Source organism: Bacillus sp. FSL M8-0277 (genome assembly GCF_037975305.1).
Taxonomy (GTDB): Bacteria; Bacillota; Bacilli; order Bacillales; family Bacillaceae; genus Bacillus; species Bacillus pumilus.
Map to the genome: position 1 here is coordinate 1,397,183 of NZ_CP150255.1, position 17,083 is coordinate 1,414,265.

Annotated in this window: 22 protein-coding genes; 17 read left to right on the plus strand and 5 right to left on the minus strand. The window is 40.0% G+C overall.

Translation table 11 applies throughout. The annotated features are described in order from the left end of the window. Positions 1 to 166: 166 nt before the first annotated feature. From MKZ05_RS06865 to MKZ05_RS06880, 4 genes are all read right to left on the minus strand, one after another. On the minus strand, positions 167 to 328 hold the full coding sequence (locus tag MKZ05_RS06865; protein ID WP_170965988.1) for a hypothetical protein: 162 nt from the start codon (positions 326 to 328) through the stop codon (positions 167 to 169). Further along, positions 329 to 1,606: an MFS transporter gene (locus MKZ05_RS06870; RefSeq protein ID WP_044142063.1), complete on the minus strand. Its 1,278-nt coding sequence runs from the start codon at positions 1,604 to 1,606 to the stop codon at positions 329 to 331. Between the two features lie 73 nt (positions 1,607 to 1,679). Continuing rightward, positions 1,680 to 2,177, minus strand: a complete 498-nt coding sequence (locus tag MKZ05_RS06875; protein ID WP_034619946.1) for a L,D-transpeptidase family protein — start codon at positions 2,175 to 2,177, stop codon at positions 1,680 to 1,682. Between the two features lie 156 nt (positions 2,178 to 2,333). Next, complete coding sequence (locus tag MKZ05_RS06880; RefSeq protein ID WP_050945144.1) at positions 2,334 to 3,191, minus strand: metallophosphoesterase; 858 nt, start codon at positions 3,189 to 3,191, stop codon at positions 2,334 to 2,336. 137 nt (positions 3,192 to 3,328) lie between these two features. Here MKZ05_RS06880 and fadH point away from each other — a divergent pair, with 137 nt between their 5' ends. The 15 genes from fadH to MKZ05_RS06955 all read left to right on the plus strand — a co-directional run bounded on the left by fadH (position 3,329) and on the right by MKZ05_RS06955 (position 14,457). Then, positions 3,329 to 4,093, plus strand: a complete 765-nt coding sequence (gene fadH, locus MKZ05_RS06885; RefSeq protein ID WP_003211125.1) for a 2,4-dienoyl-CoA reductase — start codon at positions 3,329 to 3,331, stop codon at positions 4,091 to 4,093. Between the two features lie 64 nt (positions 4,094 to 4,157). Next, entirely contained in the window at positions 4,158 to 5,378 is a 1,221-nt protein-coding gene (locus tag MKZ05_RS06890) for an EAL-associated domain-containing protein (RefSeq protein WP_321999033.1), read from the plus strand. Between the two features lie 303 nt (positions 5,379 to 5,681). Further along, the gene (locus MKZ05_RS06895) at positions 5,682 to 6,578 is read left to right on the plus strand and encodes a manganese catalase family protein (RefSeq protein WP_003210823.1); all 897 of its coding nucleotides are present in this window, start codon (positions 5,682 to 5,684) and stop codon (positions 6,576 to 6,578) included. 183 nt (positions 6,579 to 6,761) lie between these two features. Further along, positions 6,762 to 7,004: a DUF1797 family protein gene (locus MKZ05_RS06900; RefSeq protein ID WP_003212254.1), complete on the plus strand. Its 243-nt coding sequence runs from the start codon at positions 6,762 to 6,764 to the stop codon at positions 7,002 to 7,004. A gap of 147 nt (positions 7,005 to 7,151) precedes the next feature. After that, positions 7,152 to 7,667 carry a ribonuclease H-like YkuK family protein gene (locus MKZ05_RS06905; RefSeq protein WP_003212504.1) on the plus strand — a complete coding sequence of 172 codons (516 nt, stop codon included), beginning with the start codon at positions 7,152 to 7,154 and terminating at the stop codon, positions 7,665 to 7,667. Between the two features lie 149 nt (positions 7,668 to 7,816). Beyond that, positions 7,817 to 8,008, plus strand: coding sequence for an antirepressor AbbA (gene abbA / locus MKZ05_RS06910; protein ID WP_003210802.1), 192 nt, complete (start codon positions 7,817 to 7,819; stop codon positions 8,006 to 8,008). Between the two features lie 146 nt (positions 8,009 to 8,154). Continuing rightward, positions 8,155 to 8,598 carry a cyclic-di-AMP-binding protein CbpB gene (cbpB, locus tag MKZ05_RS06915; protein ID WP_003210874.1) on the plus strand — a complete coding sequence of 148 codons (444 nt, stop codon included), beginning with the start codon at positions 8,155 to 8,157 and terminating at the stop codon, positions 8,596 to 8,598. A 96-nt stretch (positions 8,599 to 8,694) separates the two neighbouring features. Beyond that, entirely contained in the window at positions 8,695 to 9,576 is an 882-nt protein-coding gene (locus MKZ05_RS06920) for a LysR family transcriptional regulator (protein WP_003211236.1), read from the plus strand. A 111-nt stretch (positions 9,577 to 9,687) separates the two neighbouring features. Beyond that, positions 9,688 to 10,110, plus strand: a complete 423-nt coding sequence (locus MKZ05_RS06925; RefSeq protein WP_226805329.1) for a DUF4275 family protein — start codon at positions 9,688 to 9,690, stop codon at positions 10,108 to 10,110. Positions 10,111 to 10,296: 186 nt separating this feature from the next. Further along, on the plus strand, positions 10,297 to 10,773 hold the full coding sequence (locus MKZ05_RS06930) for a flavodoxin (RefSeq protein WP_003212484.1): 477 nt from the start codon (positions 10,297 to 10,299) through the stop codon (positions 10,771 to 10,773). Continuing rightward, entirely contained in the window at positions 10,763 to 11,656 is an 894-nt protein-coding gene (locus MKZ05_RS06935; RefSeq protein WP_339161965.1) for an exo-alpha-sialidase, read from the plus strand. The genes MKZ05_RS06930 and MKZ05_RS06935 overlap by 11 nt, the downstream gene beginning before the upstream one ends. Before the next feature lie 49 nt (positions 11,657 to 11,705). Then, the gene (locus MKZ05_RS06940; protein ID WP_050782665.1) at positions 11,706 to 12,131 is read left to right on the plus strand and encodes a flavodoxin; all 426 of its coding nucleotides are present in this window, start codon (positions 11,706 to 11,708) and stop codon (positions 12,129 to 12,131) included. A gap of 109 nt (positions 12,132 to 12,240) precedes the next feature. Further along, positions 12,241 to 12,951, plus strand: coding sequence for a 2,3,4,5-tetrahydropyridine-2,6-dicarboxylate N-acetyltransferase (gene dapD, locus MKZ05_RS06945; RefSeq protein WP_339161967.1), 711 nt, complete (start codon positions 12,241 to 12,243; stop codon positions 12,949 to 12,951). A gap of 34 nt (positions 12,952 to 12,985) precedes the next feature. Then, the gene (locus tag MKZ05_RS06950; protein ID WP_339161968.1) at positions 12,986 to 14,164 is read left to right on the plus strand and encodes an N-acetyldiaminopimelate deacetylase; all 1,179 of its coding nucleotides are present in this window, start codon (positions 12,986 to 12,988) and stop codon (positions 14,162 to 14,164) included. 50 nt (positions 14,165 to 14,214) lie between these two features. Then, a complete protein-coding gene (locus MKZ05_RS06955; protein WP_003211408.1) occupies positions 14,215 to 14,457 on the plus strand; it encodes a YkuS family protein in 243 nt (80 codons plus the stop codon). 29 nt (positions 14,458 to 14,486) lie between these two features. On the opposite strand, the gene MKZ05_RS06960 is transcribed toward MKZ05_RS06955, so the two are convergent. Beyond that, positions 14,487 to 15,293 carry a mechanosensitive ion channel family protein gene (locus MKZ05_RS06960; RefSeq protein WP_137054698.1) on the minus strand — a complete coding sequence of 269 codons (807 nt, stop codon included), beginning with the start codon at positions 15,291 to 15,293 and terminating at the stop codon, positions 14,487 to 14,489. A gap of 271 nt (positions 15,294 to 15,564) precedes the next feature. On the opposite strand from MKZ05_RS06960, the gene ahpA reads away from it, so the two are divergent. Together ahpA and MKZ05_RS06970 are read left to right on the plus strand one after the other, a co-directional pair. After that, the gene (gene ahpA, locus MKZ05_RS06965; protein WP_003211758.1) at positions 15,565 to 16,107 is read left to right on the plus strand and encodes a biofilm-specific peroxidase AhpA; all 543 of its coding nucleotides are present in this window, start codon (positions 15,565 to 15,567) and stop codon (positions 16,105 to 16,107) included. Between the two features lie 82 nt (positions 16,108 to 16,189). Then, positions 16,190 to 16,648 carry a TlpA disulfide reductase family protein gene (locus MKZ05_RS06970; RefSeq protein WP_003211884.1) on the plus strand — a complete coding sequence of 153 codons (459 nt, stop codon included), beginning with the start codon at positions 16,190 to 16,192 and terminating at the stop codon, positions 16,646 to 16,648. Positions 16,649 to 17,083: the final 435 nt, after the last annotated feature.

Here is a 17,083-nt window from a genome sequence, read left to right on the forward strand (position 1 = left end):
AACCTGACTATACTACTATAAAACTTCCAAAGATGTAAAGATTTTTTATTAAAAATATTGCAATTTTATACACATTCCTTTTATTTCATAAAAAGAAAAATATGTTATAAGATCAAAGTTAATGAGAACAGACAGGACTGTTTAGATTGAAGATATGTTAACTCCTTTATTGGTCGCACTTGTCGTTGGAGGCATTGTGTACGTGATAGATGATCGTTCGATTCATCCTTTGCTTCCAATCATTTCGATGAGCAGAAAAAATAAGTGCCGTTTGTGTTTCAGCCATGCAAAAAGGACTTTCTATAGAAGAAAGTCCTTTTTGCTTCATTTATTGCGCTCCCTGACCTTTTAGTTCACGCTGCACGTCTAAGTCGTCAGTTTCTCTGCTGAACTTTGGCAGTGTAAAGAAGTAAAAAAGGAAAACGAGTAAAATAATAACGCCCATTCCGTAATAAATATAAGAAACGTTTGTAATGAGTTTTGGAAATAGTACCGCAATCAAACCTAATGTCAAGGATTGAGCAAACATGGTAAGCGGATCAACCCATCCTGACACACGTCCCATCAGACGAGGATGGACGATTCTCGGCAGCCAGCCGCCAATGACAATGTTGACTGGGCCAATGCATGTACCAATGACAAATGATGTGACATAAAACAACCATAGTGTATGCGTGGAACCAAGTACAAAAATCAGAATGCCTGCAACCAAAATTGGAAGCGACATGAGATATTGCATCTTTACTTTTTTAGCGAGAACAGAGCCCATTAAGCTACCAACAAGTAGACCGGCACCGATTGCGATTGTAAAGAATGATGTATGCAGTTCAAAATGGTCCGGTGAAAGGCCATATTTCATTGTAAACATCGGAAGTACAGCAAATGCGCCATTGACTAGACCAAAAACAAAGAAGCCAAAAATTAAAGAAGCCAATAATTTATTTTTTATAATGTAAAGAATGCCTTCTTTAAAATCTTTTAGAGACGTTTTAATGGTCATGCCTCTCCAGCCTGCTTGTCCATTTGGCTGACGTGCTTCAATTGGAATGTTACATGTACGAATCAGGATGCCTGACACAATAAAACTGATCAAATCAATGGTAATGGCACCGTGAAGTCCAATTGTCTTATACATAATCGCACCGATTCCAACACCAAATACCATGAATAAACTAAACAGCATTTGATTTAAGCCAGCGGCTTTTGCATATTGATCTTTATTTAAAATCGCCTGAACGAGAGAGGCTTCAGCTGGATAGAAGAACTTCGTAATGGCACTTCGTATAAACAAGATCAAGAAAATAAGTGGAAGTGAATTGAAATAAATAACAATGAATAAAACAATCGTCAGCCCAGCTCGTATCCAATCGCAATTCTCTGCGACTTTTTTACGATCAAAACGATCTGCTACGACACCGACCATAAAAAAGACAAAGATCGTTGGAAGTGAATACATGAGCTCTGCTAATGTGGCATAGGCGGGCTGATGACTAAAATGATCGAGCAAATAAAAGGCAAACGCCATATTGCCTACTGTTGTCCCCATTTGCGAAGCAAGTGCTGCAAAAAAGAGACGAACAAAATTTCTGTTTTTAAAAATATCCATAAATACGCTCCTTAACCTGAAGATCCCACTTTATATCATATAAAATTTTAAGCATTCATACAATTAATTTCTCCTACTGGCTAATGGTCACAGGTGTTCCATTTGGAACGATTGAAGCAAGTTCGATGACATTCTGATTATACATACGAATGCATCCTCTAGACACAGCTTTACCAATTGAAGACGGGTTATTCGTACCGTGGATGCCGTAATGAACTTTCGAGAGGCTTAGCCAATAGGCGCCAAAGGGACCTCCTGGGTTTGGCTGTCTGTTCACAATATAATAAGAACCTGTCGGTGTCATATTTAAAATTCTTCCTGTTGCAATCGGATACGACCGAATCAGCTCTGATCCAGAAAACAAAACGAGACGTTTGCTTGAGATCGAAACAGAGATGCGGTAAGGGATCGTATTAGGATCGGGCAGACCAGGAATGATAATGACCTCATTTTGTAACGGCTCTCGGCCTTGCAGTGAAGGGTTTGCAGCCTTTAAAGCTTCTGTTGTTGTTCGAAAATCAAGCGCTATAGAAGCAAGCGTTTCTCCGCGTTTTACCGTATATCGCAGCACCAAAGGACACTCCTTTTGCTCAAATAAAAGAAGCCATGATGCCTGTCACTCAATCTATATATGGACGGAATCAGGCTAAGGAAGGTTTCTCCTAACATTTGTCATGAGAAAGATCTTTGATTATCTATATGCAAAAAGAAGCGGTTTGGCTTCTGTCTAAATGCGAGAAGAGAGGGTGAAAAAGGTTAATTCAGGTTTGGCTAAAAATCGAAGCGGCAGTCTTGTTGTCCCAAGTCCGCGGTTGACATAGATTCGGTGCTGATAACTTCCGTATAAACCTTCCACATATGTATGGCCAAAAGGTGCTGTGAGAATGGGTCCGTAGAAAGGAAGCTGCACCTGTCCGCCATGGGTATGTCCAGAAAGCTGCAAGTTAATGGGGGTTGTATCCAGCTCCAATGCTGCATCAGGCTCATGTACGAGCAGCAAGGTAAATAAATCAGATGATACTTCTCGCTTAATCAGGTCATAATCCGGCACACTCATCATCAGGTCATCCATTGTAGCAATCTGAATATGCGCCCCTTCTTTTTCTAATGGAAACACATCATTTTTACATATTGTAAAGCCGCAATCTTTCATCGTATTCTCATAAAGATCAATGCCAAATGGTCCGTAGTCATGATTACCGCATATCGCGAGCTTACCAAACGGGGCATGGAGCTCAGTCAAATAGGCTTTCGCTTTTTCATGCTCTTCAATCGATGCTTGAAAATCAACGAGATCACCTGTGAACACAATGAGGTCTGGAGACTCAGCGTTGATTTGCTGGACGACGGATTCTAATTCCTTCGCAGGAAATGTATCACTTAAATGAACATCACTAAATTGAGCAATTTTAAACTGGTCAAATGAAGCTGGAAGCTGAGCATCCCGAATGGTCATTGACACGGTATCGATCATGCGTGGTTCGATGTATCTGGCATATCCGTATCCACATGTTGTAGCTAAAAAACCGAGAATGCTCGCGCCAGCTGCTCCTTTTAAAAACTGTCTCCGAGAAAGTTGCTTCATATAAGACTCCTTTATAAATAAAATTAAGTATAGCATCATATTTAAAGAATCTCCCATATGGTGCATCTAGGGTCAATCATGATATGATAGAAAATAATGAATGAATAGTCATTCAAAACCACAGAGGGGGAGAACAAATGACGAAACAAACAGTGATTGTCACAGGGGGATCAAGCGGAATGGGGAAGGCGATGGCTGTCCATTTGGCACATGAAGGCTGGAATGTCGTGATTACTGGAAGAACAGAAGAAACGTTAGAAAAGGTAGCAAATGAAATAAAACAAAATGGCGGCTCGATCGCTTACTTCCAAATGGATGTACGAAACCCAGAGGATGCCGATCAAATGGTCAAGTTTGCGGTAGATACATTTGGAGATGTGGACGCTCTGATTAACAATGCTGCAGGAAACTTTTTAGTTCCAGCAGAAAAACTATCTCCTAACGGCTGGAAGGCTGTCATTGATATTGTATTAAATGGAACATTTTTTTGCAGTCATGCAGTGGGCAATTACTGGATTCGTCAAAAGAAAAGGGGAAGTATGGTCAATATGGTGGCAACCTATGCATGGGGTGCTGGTGTAGGTGTGGCGCATTCAGCGGCAGCAAAGGCCGGTGTTTTATCTCTCACTCGAACGCTTGCAGTGGAATGGGGTAAGCAATATCGAATTCGCGTTAATGCCATCGCGCCAGGTCCAATCGAGAGAACAGGTGGTGCGGATAAACTATGGGAATCGGAAGAGGCAGCGCAAAGAACAGTAGATAGTGTTCCACTTGGCAGACTTGGTACACCAGAGGAAATTGCAAAGCTTGCAAGCTTTTTATTATCTGAACAAGCGTCTTATATAAATGGAGATTGTATTACAATGGATGGGGGGCAATGGCTCAACCAATCCCCATTTTGAATGACGATGTAAGACCTGCTTTTGATGTGTTATAATCACACAAAGAGAGAAGCAGGTGATGAAAATGGTCGATCCATTGGATATTTTAACGAATATTGAAGATGTTTTCCCGCACTATCAAGCGATATTCAGTGCGGAAGAGCAAAAAGTGATAGGCTATGAGGTTTTAGGAAGAATGAAGCTCGAGTCTGAAACAGTTAGCCTAGGCTCCTTCTTTACGGATTCATCTATTCCTGACGAATATAAAGTGGAAGTAGATCATAAAGTACTGACGCAAGCACTCGATCTTTTCACAACAGCAGATGATGATTTGCTCATTTTTATTAATCATGATGCCAATATCCTGATGCTTGATCATGGTGAAAGCTTTTTAGAACTCTTGAAGCAATATGAAGCAAGGGGTATTCAACTTAATCGGTTTGTTATCGAATTTACAGAGCATACGTTTAGCGGCGATATTGAACAGCTTTACCATACGTTAACGTATTTTCGTACATATGGTATTAAAATCGCCATTTCGAATATCGGAAAAGAAAGCAGCAATCTTGACCGGATTGCCTTGCTCTCACCCGATCTATTAAAAATAGATTTACACGCATTAAGGGCATCGGCTCCTTCTCCTTCCTATGAATATGTCTTGTACAGCATTTCATTGCTTGCGAGAAAAATAGGGGCGGCTTTAATTTATGAAGACATTGAAGCAAATTTTCAGCTGCAATATGCTTGGAGAAATGGTGGCAGATACTTTCAAGGGTTCTATCTTCACGAGCCGGCGGCGGAATTAATCGACCGCAATAAACGAAAAGATCAGCTGAGGGAAGAATTCCAGCAATTTATTGCGCATGAGAAAAAGAAACTACAAACTGTCTACGAACATTCTGAAACATTTTATAAACGAATTCACCAAGCTGTCACGACCTTAAAAAAATCATGCACTACAAATGATGAACTCATCCAAAAGCTGGCATTAGAATTATCGGATTGCAGCTTTCGGATTTATATGTGTAATGAAGAAGGCTTTCAAATCACTGGAAATGTGTTTAAAAAAGAAAAAGAATGGTTGTTCCAGCCTGAATATATCGAGAAAAACTGGAGCTGGCGTCCTTATTTCCTAGCAAATATTCTCCAAATGAGAATGAGCGGGAAAGGATTTTTCAGTGATATTTACAGCGATTTAGAAACTGGTGAGAGGATACGTACGTTTTCTTACCCGTTAGAGGGAGATATGTATTTATTTATAGATCTTCCGTATGCCTATTTATATGAGCAAGATGGATTAATTTAAAAGCACAGAGTGAAGATTGTATTATCCATTTATTAACAATCTAAGTAGCCTTTTAGGCTGCTTTTTTTGATTGAAAAAAAGAAATAAAAAATGGTTGACAATGAAACTGATAATCATTATCATTTAGTTATAGAGAGAAGCTACTCTCTGTTCCCCAACCCCTCTATCAGATCAAGATCCAAAAAACTTGGCGCTACCCCCGCCAAGTTTTTTTTGTGCTTTTCATCTTCGCCTCATGCATAGGACAGCCCAATCCTTCCATACATCTTAAGTGATGACAGTTAGACGGTAGGAGGGAACGTCATGATCAAACGTGACAAGCGGCTGCTGATTGATTTGCCAAGACCAGATCACCCAGATGCAAATGGTGCTGCTGCTGTGCAAGAATTACTCGGCGGAAAATTCGGCGAAATGTCCACATTAAATAATTACATGTTTCAATCCTTTAACTTTCGAGGAAAACGAAAACTCAAACCGTTTTATGACCTCGTATCCAGCATTACGGCTGAAGAATTCGGTCATGTAGAACTTGTGACCACAGCTGTGAATCTCATGATTACAGGGACCACCCATGGCGGAGATCCAGATACGACACCGATGAAAGCGGCTGTCGATAAACGAAATACACAGCATTTTATTCAAACGGCTCAAACAGGCTATCCGTTTGATTCCATGGCAAAACCTTGGACCGGGGAGAATGTGTTCTCAAGCGGAAACCTGATTCTTGACCTCCTTCATAATTTCTTCCTAGAATGCGGAGCACGTACGCACAAAATGCGCGTATATGAAATGACAGATCATCCTACAGCAAGAGAGATGATCGGCTATTTACTCGTCAGGGGCGGAGTGCATGTTGTGGCATATGCAAAGGCGCTTGAGGTAGCCACAGGTGTAGATGTAGGAAAGATGCTACCAATCCCAAACCTCGACAACAAATACTTTGATTCAGCGAGGAAATTTGAAGATCAAAATGTTCATACAAAGCTGTATACATTTAGTGATACGGATTACAAGGACATTAATAAGATTTGGAAAGGCAGTCATCCGATTGATGGAAAACCGCTCACAGTGATTGAGGGCACCCCGCAAGGAGCACCTGTGCCAGATTATAGAGAATTACCGGAAGAGTTTGCCCCAGGCATTTCCAAAGAGGATTTTGACGAAATTGCCAAACGTCTGATGAGATCTGCGGGTTTATAAAAACATGGTGCATGAGATTAGAAAAAAGACTCAAACTAAAAAAACAGATTCTTTTTCTTTTTTTGAATTCAAGAGGAAAAATATCATCTGAGAACACTTTATGGTATGATGCTTTGTAGGACTTGTGTATAATCAATACGGGTTCATCTTGAGTTGTTTTTTTGAAAGGAGTCTTTTTTTAGAATGTCACAATTAATGGGTATCATTACAAGGCTGCAAAGTCTTCAAGAGACAGCAGAAGCTGCAAACGAACCGGCACAGCGTTATTTCGAAGTGAACGGTGAGAAAATCTGTAGTGTTAAGTATTTCGAAAAGAATCAAACGTTTGAATTGACTGTTTTTCAACAAGGGGATAAGCCAAATACTTTCCCATTTGACAACATTGATATGATTTCGATTGAGATTTTTGAGCTTTTACAATCCTAAGCTGAATCGTATGAAATGTTTTTTCTAAGGATTCCTTCGTTTATTTGCGGCAATATACATGTGTCATGATTGGCGCAGTGTACAAATGGAAGATGATCATTCAGCGCATATTTCGGATAAGAGACCATTAAAAAGGAGTTCCTTTCTGTGAGTGATTCTTTTTACTACAATCTTTCTGAAGATCATTTAGCGTTTTCTGATGTCGTCATGAGAATGAAAGACTTTATTCGAAAAGACCCTAGATCCGCCTATGTGTTATCAATTGGTACGGACTCTCAGGTCAATCAAAATGTCACAAGATTTATGACTGCAATTCATCTCCACCGGATTGGCAAAGGGGCTTGGGGCTGCCTCACGCAACAAGTGATCAGCAGACCTGTGCAAAGCCTTAGAGAAAAAATTTCATTAGAGACAGCGTTTAGCCAAAAGGTATGTGCAGACATCCTTGAGGGGCCTTTAACAGAACTGATGGATTTGCTTCTTCCGTTTGCTGAGGAAGGGGCAGACCTCCGTTTTGAAGCCCATCTGGATATTGGCAAAAAAGGAAGTACAAAAGATCTGATCCAGGAAATGACCGGAATGATCACAGCTATGGGAATTGAAGCTAAAATAAAACCCGACTCATACGCAGCATTTTGCTATGCCAATCGATACACAAAATAAATTCCGTCATTTTTCTCCAAACCTTGTCGAAACGTGCGGTTGACGATTCGATTCTAGTTCCTTATTCTAGCTGTATAGAGAGGAAGCAGACATTCAAAAGCCTGCTAATCAATATAAAAGCATATATGAAACAGGGGGCCTGATGTTGGATGAGCGTCATCGAAAATCGTTTTAATGAAGAAGAGAAAAAGCTATTATTAAACGTATTGCTGAATCAGGAATATGCTGTCGAATTACTAAGCAGTGAGATCAATGATATAGAATGTGGAACAAAAAATGTCGATGACAATACGTATAAGCAGTTGATCACATTGTATGACAGAGTAAGGTTTGAGAATTAATATTGATTGAACATTCTATTAGATACTCGGGAGCTGAGTATCTTTTTTATGCAGAAAAAATCTTTCGACAAATTTCGTTTTAGTTTATGCTTAATGGTAAAGGGGAATGTATGATTGATGATTGAGAGAAAAGGGGTCGAAGAAACATGATAGAGATAGAACCAACTCAATTGCTTGAGTCAACAGTAGCCGAGCATATGATTGATGCAGATAAAGTGGCACATGTTCAAATTGGAAATAACCTTGAGCATGCTCTATTGGTCCTTACAAAAACAGGATATACAGCCATCCCGGTATTAGATCCTTCTTATCACCTGCATGGGTTAATTGGAACGAATATGATCATGGATAAGATCTTTGGTTTAGAACGAATTGAATTCGAAAAGCTGGACCAATTGAAGGTAGAAGAGGTTATGCTTACTGATATCCCAAGGCTTAAAACGACGGATCCTGTGCTAAAAGGCGTTCACGCTGTAACGAATAATGGATTTGTTTGTGTCGTAAATGAGGAGCAAGTCTTTGAAGGAATATTTACACGACGTGTTGTATTAAAGCGCTTAAATGAAGTGATTCATGCCGCGAAAAAATGAGCTGAAACCCAGCTTATTTTTTTTGCCTTCATAAGCTATAATTTATATAATGACCATATGGAATAAGAAAAACTTATAGAGAGAAAGGGGACGCCCATGCAGCTTCAGGAGTTACATATGCTTGTTGTGCTAAGTGAAGAATTGAATATGAGAAAGGCTTCGGAGCGGCTCTTTGTCTCTCAGCCTGCTTTATCCCAAAGATTGCAGACGATTGAAAAAGAGTGGGGAACCAAAATCTTTTTTCGTTCTCAGAAAGGGCTCACCGTGACTTCGGCAGGTGAACAGATCATTCAATTTGCAAAAGAGGTGACGGTTGAGCAAGATCGAGTGAGAGAGAGAATCGATGAACTTGAAGGGGAAATTCACGGTACACTAAAGCTTGCGGTTGCATCCATTATTGGACAGCACTGGCTGCCGAAAGTGTTAAAGCGATATGTCGAAAAGTACCCAAATGCGAAGGTATCACTTGTGACCGGCTGGAGTAGTGAAATGCTCAAAAGCTTATACGAGGACCACGTGCACATTGGGATCATTCGCGGAAACCCTGATTGGAAGGGAACAAAGGAATATTTGATGACAGATCATTTATATTTAGTCGATTCCGTTATCAAAGACGTGGACGAGTTAATCGAGACAGAACGCCCGTTTATTCAATTTAAAAGCGACAGCACGTATTATCAGGAAATCCAGCACTGGTGGCATCAAAAATTCAAAGTGTCTCCAAAGCAGACGATTCTAGTGGACCAGATTGAGACGTGTAAACAAATGGCCTACCACGGCATCGGCTACGCCATTTTGCCTTCGGTCACCTTATACGACCACGAAAAAAGTGTTCATAAAACACCGCTTGTTGACGTGAATGGAGAGCAAATCGGACGTGACACATGGCTGCTAGGCTATGAAGCTTCTTTTCAATTAAAACAAGTGCAAGCATTTGTTGGTGTGGTCAAAGAAATGCTTGAAAGTGATGCGGTGTAAGTACCTTCTTGGAAGAGGAAGGTGCTTTTTTAGGTGAATGATCATTTACTTATTGCACGCATATCAAAGCAACAGATAGATGGAGCGAATCATAGAGGAGACTTCGATCTTATGAAAAACAATCAATTAATCAAAATGAACAAACCAGAATGGGGAGATCATTTGCGCGTGAGGTGGCGTGAACGTTTTGCTAGTCATCTTTCAATGAAAGAACAAAACGAGATATCAATAGATGATTTTTTATGGCATTTATGCAGTTTTGGAATGGTTACATGCCTTGAAAATGCTGAAGCGATAGACGCATTTCTTCAACAATCAAAGGATAAGTGTACTGTTTTTTATCAATTTGTTGACGAGGCGTATCTTTTCGAAAATGCCAGCTCTCTTTTAATCAATGATTTACCATATCAATCTAATCATATGGATTATAACGATATGTATGTGATGGATTGGAATGAAAAATGGACATTTGTGATGACGCATGAAACGGCTTATGGTCCATATTTTATTCAAATAGATGAAACGAACGAATGAGAAACCGATGATCTCTTCGATATGAAAAACCCGCCTTCCAATTGGAATGAGCGGGTTTTTCATTGGGTTATCGTATTGATTGGTCAAAGCTTTTTTATGAAATCATTTGACAATGAAAATCATTATCATTTAAAGTGTACATATAATAATTGAAAATGATTATCATTTAGATGGGGTGACCGATAGATGAAAGCACTAATTACATTTGCGAGTATGTCTGGTAATACAGAAGATATGGCAGCGATCATAAAGCAAACACTAGAAGGAATAGGGATCGATACAGAGATGTTGGAATTTGATGATACAAGCGCAGAGGATCTTTCTTCATACGATTATGTGTTCATCGGTTCTTATACATGGGGTGATGGTGATTTACCTTATGAAGCTGAGGACTTTTATGAAGAGGTCTCCACGCTTGAACTAAGTGACATCAAAGCAGCTGTGTTCGGATCTGGAGATTACAGCTACCCGAAGTTTTGTGAGGCTGTCCATACATTTCATGACATGCTCAAATCAACCGGTGCATCTGTGTTTCCTGAAACATTGAAAATGGAGCTTGCGCCTGATACCGATGAGGATGTGGCGTGCTGTCAGGAATTTGCGACAAGCTTTTTAACGTGGGCGGCGCTATCTGAGAAACGAGTTGAAAACCATGTTTCATAAAGGAGCGACAGCTGTTGCTGCATCTAAAAACGGTGGATACTTTGTCGCTGTAAAACGTGAAGGTATTTTTCACTACAGTGTGGAGAGCGGGTGGCAGCAACTGTTTAAGCTCAAGCATAAAATTCATGCCATCAGCTATATTGGACCTTATTTATTCGGTGTTGGTGAAAATGGCACAGTGATTAGATCAGGAGATGAAGGTCATACATGGGCGCTATCATCATTTCCAACAAATGCAGTCGTTTGGTCTATTACAGGACGCGAAGATGGGTTTGTGTGTGCACATGGAAAACATAGTATTTATGTGTCAAATGATTTCGGGATTTCCTGGGAAATTATGAAGCCATTTGCTCATGTGAACCACCCGCCTGTCATTCGTTCCTTATGTGCTGCAGGTGATCACCTTTATATTGGAACACAGATTCATGATGTTCACGGAGGAATATGGGTGTATGACTTGGAGAGTGAACAGGTTTTCCTCCTAAACAGAGAGGAGCACCGGATGACAGCTTCTATGCTGCTCTGTCAGGAGCATCTGCTTGTTTGCGCATTGGGATCAAAAAAAGGCAAAAAGGGATCTGTTCAAATTTTAGATTTACATACCAATATGCTGCATGATATTCAATCACAAGCCTTTGCTAGAGAGGAATCATTTTTGGATGTGTCAGAGGATAATGGCATTGTGTATGTGACGACTTCACAAGACGAACACGGGTTTTCTAAAGTGTATCAGCTTGATATTGAGCAAAAAGAGCTCAAATGGTTTGATACGATCAAAGGACACGGTTTTCGTGTAGCCAATCAAAATGAAAACTTTTTCTGTGCTGGTTTATATGAGAGCAAGTTTGTAAGACCATATGAGGAGCCGGCATTGATTCATTGATAAGGAGGAAGAAAAAGTGACAGAAAAGGTTTTACTCGTGTATGCCACGATGTCTGGGAATACAGAAGCGATGGCAGATCTAATTGAAAAAGGAATCACAGAAGCAGGAGCCGGCGTGGACCGTCATGAAGCGATGGATATTGATGCAGAGCTTCTCAATGATTACACGCACATTATGTTAGGTGCGTACACATGGGGAGATGGTGACCTTCCTGATGATTTTATTGATTTATATGAAGAAATGGAAGAGCTTGATTTAACGGGAAAAGCATTTGCTGTATTCGGTTCCGGGGATACATCTTATGAGCATTTTTGCGGAGCTGTTGACCTAATCGAAGAAAAAGTGAAGGAACTTGGCGGTGACATTGTCCTGCCATCCGTCAAGATCGAGCTAAATCCAGAAGGAGAAGAAGAAGAGAAATTGATTTCTTTTGGCAAACAATTTGTTCATCTTCACCAGCAGGAAGCGGGGTAATCAGTCCCGCTTGTTTTATTTTCCATTGAAGAGTCAACTCTTTCACTTGTCATTAAAACTCTCCTTTGGTACAGTAATGAAGTATAAATTAAGAGGAGGACATACATACATGAAACAAATGGATGCTAATGAAATTATTTCATTTATTCAAAATAGTACAAAATCAACACCTGTCAAAGTCTACATCAAAGGTGATTTAGAAGGTATTGAGTTTGGTGAACATGCAAAAACGTTCATCACAGGAAACGCCGGAGTTGTTTTCGGTGAGTGGAGCGACATTCAAGAAGCGCTAGAAACGAACAAAGACAAAATTGAAGATGTTGTCGTGGAAAATGACCGCCGCAACTCTGCAATCCCGATGTTAGATTTAAAGAACATTAAAGCGCGTATTGAGCCAGGTGCGATCATTCGTGACCAAGTTGAAATCGGTGATAATGCAGTCATTATGATGGGGGCTTCTATTAATATCGGCTCTGTGATCGGCGAAGGTACGATGATTGATATGAACGTGGTGCTTGGCGGCCGTGCGACAGTAGGTAAGAACTGTCATATCGGTGCTGGATCTGTTCTTGCAGGTGTCATTGAGCCACCATCTGCTAAACCAGTTGTCGTAGAAGATGATGTTGTCATCGGTGCGAACGCTGTAGTTCTAGAAGGTGTAACAATTGGTAAAGGTGCAGTCGTAGCTGCTGGTGCGATCGTTGTGAACGATGTAGAGCCTTACACAGTTGTAGCAGGTACACCTGCAAAGAAAATCAAAGACATTGATGAAAAAACAAAAGGTAAAACAGAAATTAAACAAGAACTGCGTCAGCTTTAATTCATACAATTCGCAGCTGAAGACATAGACGTGGATGATATATCCACGTCTTATTCGTATAGAGGAAAGGAAGCGAGTTCACTTGTTAAATCGTGAGCAATTGATATCCATTCGAAGAGATTTACATCAAATCCCTGAGCTTGGTTTTAAGGAATTCAAAACACAAGCGTACCTCATCAATCATCTTAGTGCTTATTCAAAAGATCGAGTTGAGATAGAAACATGGCGAACTGGACTTTTTGTCAAAGTAAAGGGAACAAATCCTGAGCGCGTATTTGCGTATCGTGCAGATATGGACGGTCTGTCAATTCCTGAGGACACAGGGTATCCATTTCAATCAGTACATGAAGGGAAGATGCATGCGTGTGGACATGACCTGCATATGACCATCGCACTTGGAATCATTGATCATTTCGTTCATGAGCCAATCAAAGAAGATCTATTATTTATGTTCCAACCGGCAGAAGAAGGTCCAGGCGGAGCTGAACCGATGCTTACAAGTGATGTGCTGAAAAAGTGGACGCCAGATTTTATTACAGCACTGCATATTGCACCTGAATATCCTGTCGGAACGATAGCCACAAAGCCAGGGCTGCTTTTTGCCAATACGAGTGAGCTTGTGATAGATCTTGAAGGAAAAGGCGGACACGCTGCTTACCCTCATTTAGCGAATGATATGGTTGTGGCAGCGAGCGCACTTGTAGGTCAGCTGCAATCGGTTATTTCTCGTAATGTCGATCCTCTTGATAGTGCGGTCATCACGATTGGCACGATTACCGGGGGAACGGCTCAAAATATCATTGCACAGCATGCAAAGCTTGATGGCACCATTCGTACACTTTCACCAGAATCTATGGAAAAAGTGAGAAAGCGAATTGAAGCACTAGCAAAAGGGATTGAAATTGGCTACGAATGCAAGGCAACCGTGCGATACCCTTCATCTTATTACGAAGTGGATAATTCAAAGGAACTGACAGAGGAATTTATGTCATATGTTGCCGGAGAAGGGCTTGCGAATGTGATTGAATGCAGAGAAGCCATGACAGGAGAAGATTTTGGCTATATGCTGAAAAAATACCCTGGATTCATGTTTTGGTTAGGGGTCGATTCAGAATATGGCCTGCATCATGCAAAACTTATGCCTGATGAAAAATCGATAGAAACAGCAGTAAACGTTATGACGGCTTATTTCAAAAAGCAAGCAGGTGAATGAATAATCAAGCTACCTCCTGTACACCTTATGAACAGGAGGTGTTCTTGATTATGACAAGAATTGGTGTAGAACCATCTTTATCCGATGTAGAAGAACTACTGAAGCAAAAAGGGTATGACGTCGTACGTATTCAAAATGAACAGCAAATGGATCAGTGTGACTGCTATGTAGTCACAGGGCTAGATTCAAATGTTCTTGGCATTTCAGACACAACGACAAAGGCATCTGTGATTACCGCGTCTGGTATGACGGCTGATGAAATTTGTCAAGAAGTAGAACAGCGTGTTCAATAAAACAAACAAGAAAAAGAACCGGTAGATGATCATCCCGGTTCTTTTTGCTCTTTTTCTATATCGAGTACTTCTTTCATTTTTTTGCGCAAGATTCGTTCTACCCGCCATTGCTCCATTGTTTCGGTTTTTGCAATGATGCGCAGTACAAGGGAAGAGGATCCAAACGCCTCCACGCCGACAACTTGAGGGCCTTCGATAATTTGAGGAATGTCTTTTCGTACCTCATCACACGCAGCTTGAAGGGCTGTGATCATTTGATCCACATTCTCTTCTGGAGATAGCTCGATATCAACGAGTGCCTGCATAGTCCCTCTTGAATGATTGCTCACGTTCAATATGCTTCGATTTGGAATAAAATGAAGGGTGCCGTCAAAGCTTCGAAGCTGCGTGGTTCTAAGTCCAATTTGTTCTACGATCCCATCAAAGCCAGCAACTGTTATGTATTCTCCCACATCGAATTGTTTCTCTAATAATATAAAGAATCCTGTCACAATATCACTCACTAGTCCTTGAGCGCCAAAACCGATTGCAAGCCCCACAACGCCTGCGCCAGCTAGCAAAGCGGTCGGGTTATAATGAAATAAGTCGAGGATCATGACAACTAAAATAAAAATCAATATGTAGGCGAAAATATTTAGCGTGAGACTTTGCAGCGTCTGAGCTCTTGATAAAGAGACGTCATGCCTTTCAGAGAAAGTGGAATAGGCACGCTTAATCATCTTATTTCCGATGGCTCTGATGATAAAATAAATCACAAAAATAGCGATTAGTTTTAGCAAAATCATACTGCTATTGAGGATAATGGAAACCCAATCTATTTGTTCAAATGCTTTCATGATCTTCAAAACCTTTCTATGTATGCTCTAATAGAGAAGCTAATCATTTGTTCCCTTCTGCAAGACATGTTAAACTTTTGTTAAGTGAAGCAAGAGATTGTGACAAATCGTTAATTAAATTTATTATTAATTAATATTGACTAAAAACCGCTTAAGTATTATAATTGTAATTGTGAAGTTATTAACTAAATGAGAATTTCAACTTTTGATTCTCATTTTATATACAGCTTAGAAGTCTGTATAAAGATATTATTTTTGGAGGGATTTACATATGGCAGAGCGTTTTGTAGGAAAACAAGCTCCACGTTTTGAAATGGAAGCAGTACTTGCTAACAAGGAATTTGGTAAAGTAAGTTTAGAAGAAAACATGAAGAATGACAAATGGACAGTTCTTTTCTTCTATCCGATGGATTTCACATTTGTTTGCCCAACTGAAATTACAGCAATGAGCGATCGTTATGATGAGTTCGAAGATTTAGATGCTGAAATCATTGGTGTATCTACTGATACAATCCATACGCATCTTGCTTGGATCAACACAGACCGTAAAGACAATGGTCTAGGCGAATTGAAATATCCGCTAGCTGCTGACACAAACCACACAGTATCTAGAGAATACGGCGTTTTAATTGAAGAAGAAGGAATTGCACTTCGCGGTCTATTCATTATCAATCCTGAAGGCGAACTTCAATATCAAACAGTATTCCACAACAATATCGGTCGTGATGTAGATGAGACATTACGTGTTCTTCAAGCATTACAAACTGGTGGACTTTGCCCAGCGAACTGGAAGCCTGGTCAAAAAACACTTTAATTGATAGCTGAAGAAACAGGAGGGTCTAACTAATGTTAGACCTTTTTGTTTCGACACATACAATGGATGGAGGCGCTTCATAATGAAATTACGTCAACCAATGCCAGAACTAACTGGTGCAAAAGAATGGTTAAATGGAGAAGTAACAAAAGAAGATCTAATTGGTGACAAACCAACATTGATTCATTTCTGGTCAGTCAGCTGTCATCTTTGTAAAGAGGCAATGCCTCAAGTCAATCAATTCCGTGATGAATACAAGGATCAACTAAACGTGATAGCCGTTCATATGCCGCGATCAGAGGATGACCTAGATCTGGATAAGATCAAGGAAGTTGCGAAAGAGCATGAAATCACGCAGCCAATTTTTGTGGATAGTGATCATAAGTTAACAGAAGCCTTTGAAAATGAATATGTACCAGCATATTATGTATTTGATAAAACAGGTGCTCTGCGCCACTTCCAAGCTGGCGGAAGCGGAATGAAAATGCTTGAGAAACGTGTCAATCGAGTGCTTTCTGAGTCTGAAAAGGCTGCAGAATAGGCTTTCCCCCATAAATGGGGTTTTTTTCATGGACAAAAATAGGCGACCTATTGCACGGAATGGACTTCGCCTTCCTAAGAAAAGAGAAATTGGGGGAGTTTATTAAAAAATATTCCTGAAACAAAAAGATCTAAAGACCTATTTACATTTTTGTTTTGAAATGAAAATGTAAAGATTTTAACTTTTTACTATTCAGAACGTTTTTGCACAAAAGAAATTTCAGTTTGGTAAATAACGATGTAAATCAAGTAGTATAAGTGTTTATTCAAATTTTTTACAATATTTTAAGGTTTGTCAAAAGCCTTTAGTGGCAATGAAATGGATGCCGATTGTTCCTCTTTGGCAAAATTTTAGTTGAAAATACCTATCTGATAACAAACTGTAAAATGATAAAAAAATAGTTGATAAAATTAGTTTTCTAATCTAATATTTACT

Coding starts and splice junctions, on each gene's coding strand:
- dapD (WP_339161967.1), top strand. CDS start 12,241: ATGAAACAAATGGATGCTAATGAAATTATTTCATTTATTCAAAATAGT.
- ahpA (WP_003211758.1), top strand. CDS start 15,565: ATGGCAGAGCGTTTTGTAGGAAAACAAGCTCCACGTTTTGAAATGGAA.
- MKZ05_RS06950 (WP_339161968.1), top strand. CDS start 12,986: ATGATATATCCACGTCTTATTCGTATAGAGGAAAGGAAGCGAGTTCAC.
- abbA (WP_003210802.1), top strand. CDS start 7,817: ATGAGCGTCATCGAAAATCGTTTTAATGAAGAAGAGAAAAAGCTATTA.
- MKZ05_RS06955 (WP_003211408.1), top strand. CDS start 14,215: ATGACAAGAATTGGTGTAGAACCATCTTTATCCGATGTAGAAGAACTA.
- cbpB (WP_003210874.1), top strand. CDS start 8,155: ATGATAGAGATAGAACCAACTCAATTGCTTGAGTCAACAGTAGCCGAG.
- fadH (WP_003211125.1), top strand. CDS start 3,329: ATGACGAAACAAACAGTGATTGTCACAGGGGGATCAAGCGGAATGGGG.
- MKZ05_RS06935 (WP_339161965.1), top strand. CDS start 10,763: ATGTTTCATAAAGGAGCGACAGCTGTTGCTGCATCTAAAAACGGTGGA.
- MKZ05_RS06925 (WP_226805329.1), top strand. CDS start 9,688: ATGAAAAACAATCAATTAATCAAAATGAACAAACCAGAATGGGGAGAT.
- MKZ05_RS06940 (WP_050782665.1), top strand. CDS start 11,706: ATGTCTGGGAATACAGAAGCGATGGCAGATCTAATTGAAAAAGGAATC.
- MKZ05_RS06880 (WP_050945144.1), bottom strand. CDS start 3,191: ATGAAGCAACTTTCTCGGAGACAGTTTTTAAAAGGAGCAGCTGGCGCG.
- MKZ05_RS06920 (WP_003211236.1), top strand. CDS start 8,695: ATGCAGCTTCAGGAGTTACATATGCTTGTTGTGCTAAGTGAAGAATTG.
- MKZ05_RS06895 (WP_003210823.1), top strand. CDS start 5,682: ATGATCAAACGTGACAAGCGGCTGCTGATTGATTTGCCAAGACCAGAT.
- MKZ05_RS06865 (WP_170965988.1), bottom strand. CDS start 328: ATGAAGCAAAAAGGACTTTCTTCTATAGAAAGTCCTTTTTGCATGGCT.
- MKZ05_RS06960 (WP_137054698.1), bottom strand. CDS start 15,293: ATGAAAGCATTTGAACAAATAGATTGGGTTTCCATTATCCTCAATAGC.
- MKZ05_RS06870 (WP_044142063.1), bottom strand. CDS start 1,606: ATGGATATTTTTAAAAACAGAAATTTTGTTCGTCTCTTTTTTGCAGCA.
- MKZ05_RS06890 (WP_321999033.1), top strand. CDS start 4,158: ATGGTCGATCCATTGGATATTTTAACGAATATTGAAGATGTTTTCCCG.
- MKZ05_RS06930 (WP_003212484.1), top strand. CDS start 10,297: ATGAAAGCACTAATTACATTTGCGAGTATGTCTGGTAATACAGAAGAT.
- MKZ05_RS06970 (WP_003211884.1), top strand. CDS start 16,190: ATGAAATTACGTCAACCAATGCCAGAACTAACTGGTGCAAAAGAATGG.
- MKZ05_RS06900 (WP_003212254.1), top strand. CDS start 6,762: ATGTCACAATTAATGGGTATCATTACAAGGCTGCAAAGTCTTCAAGAG.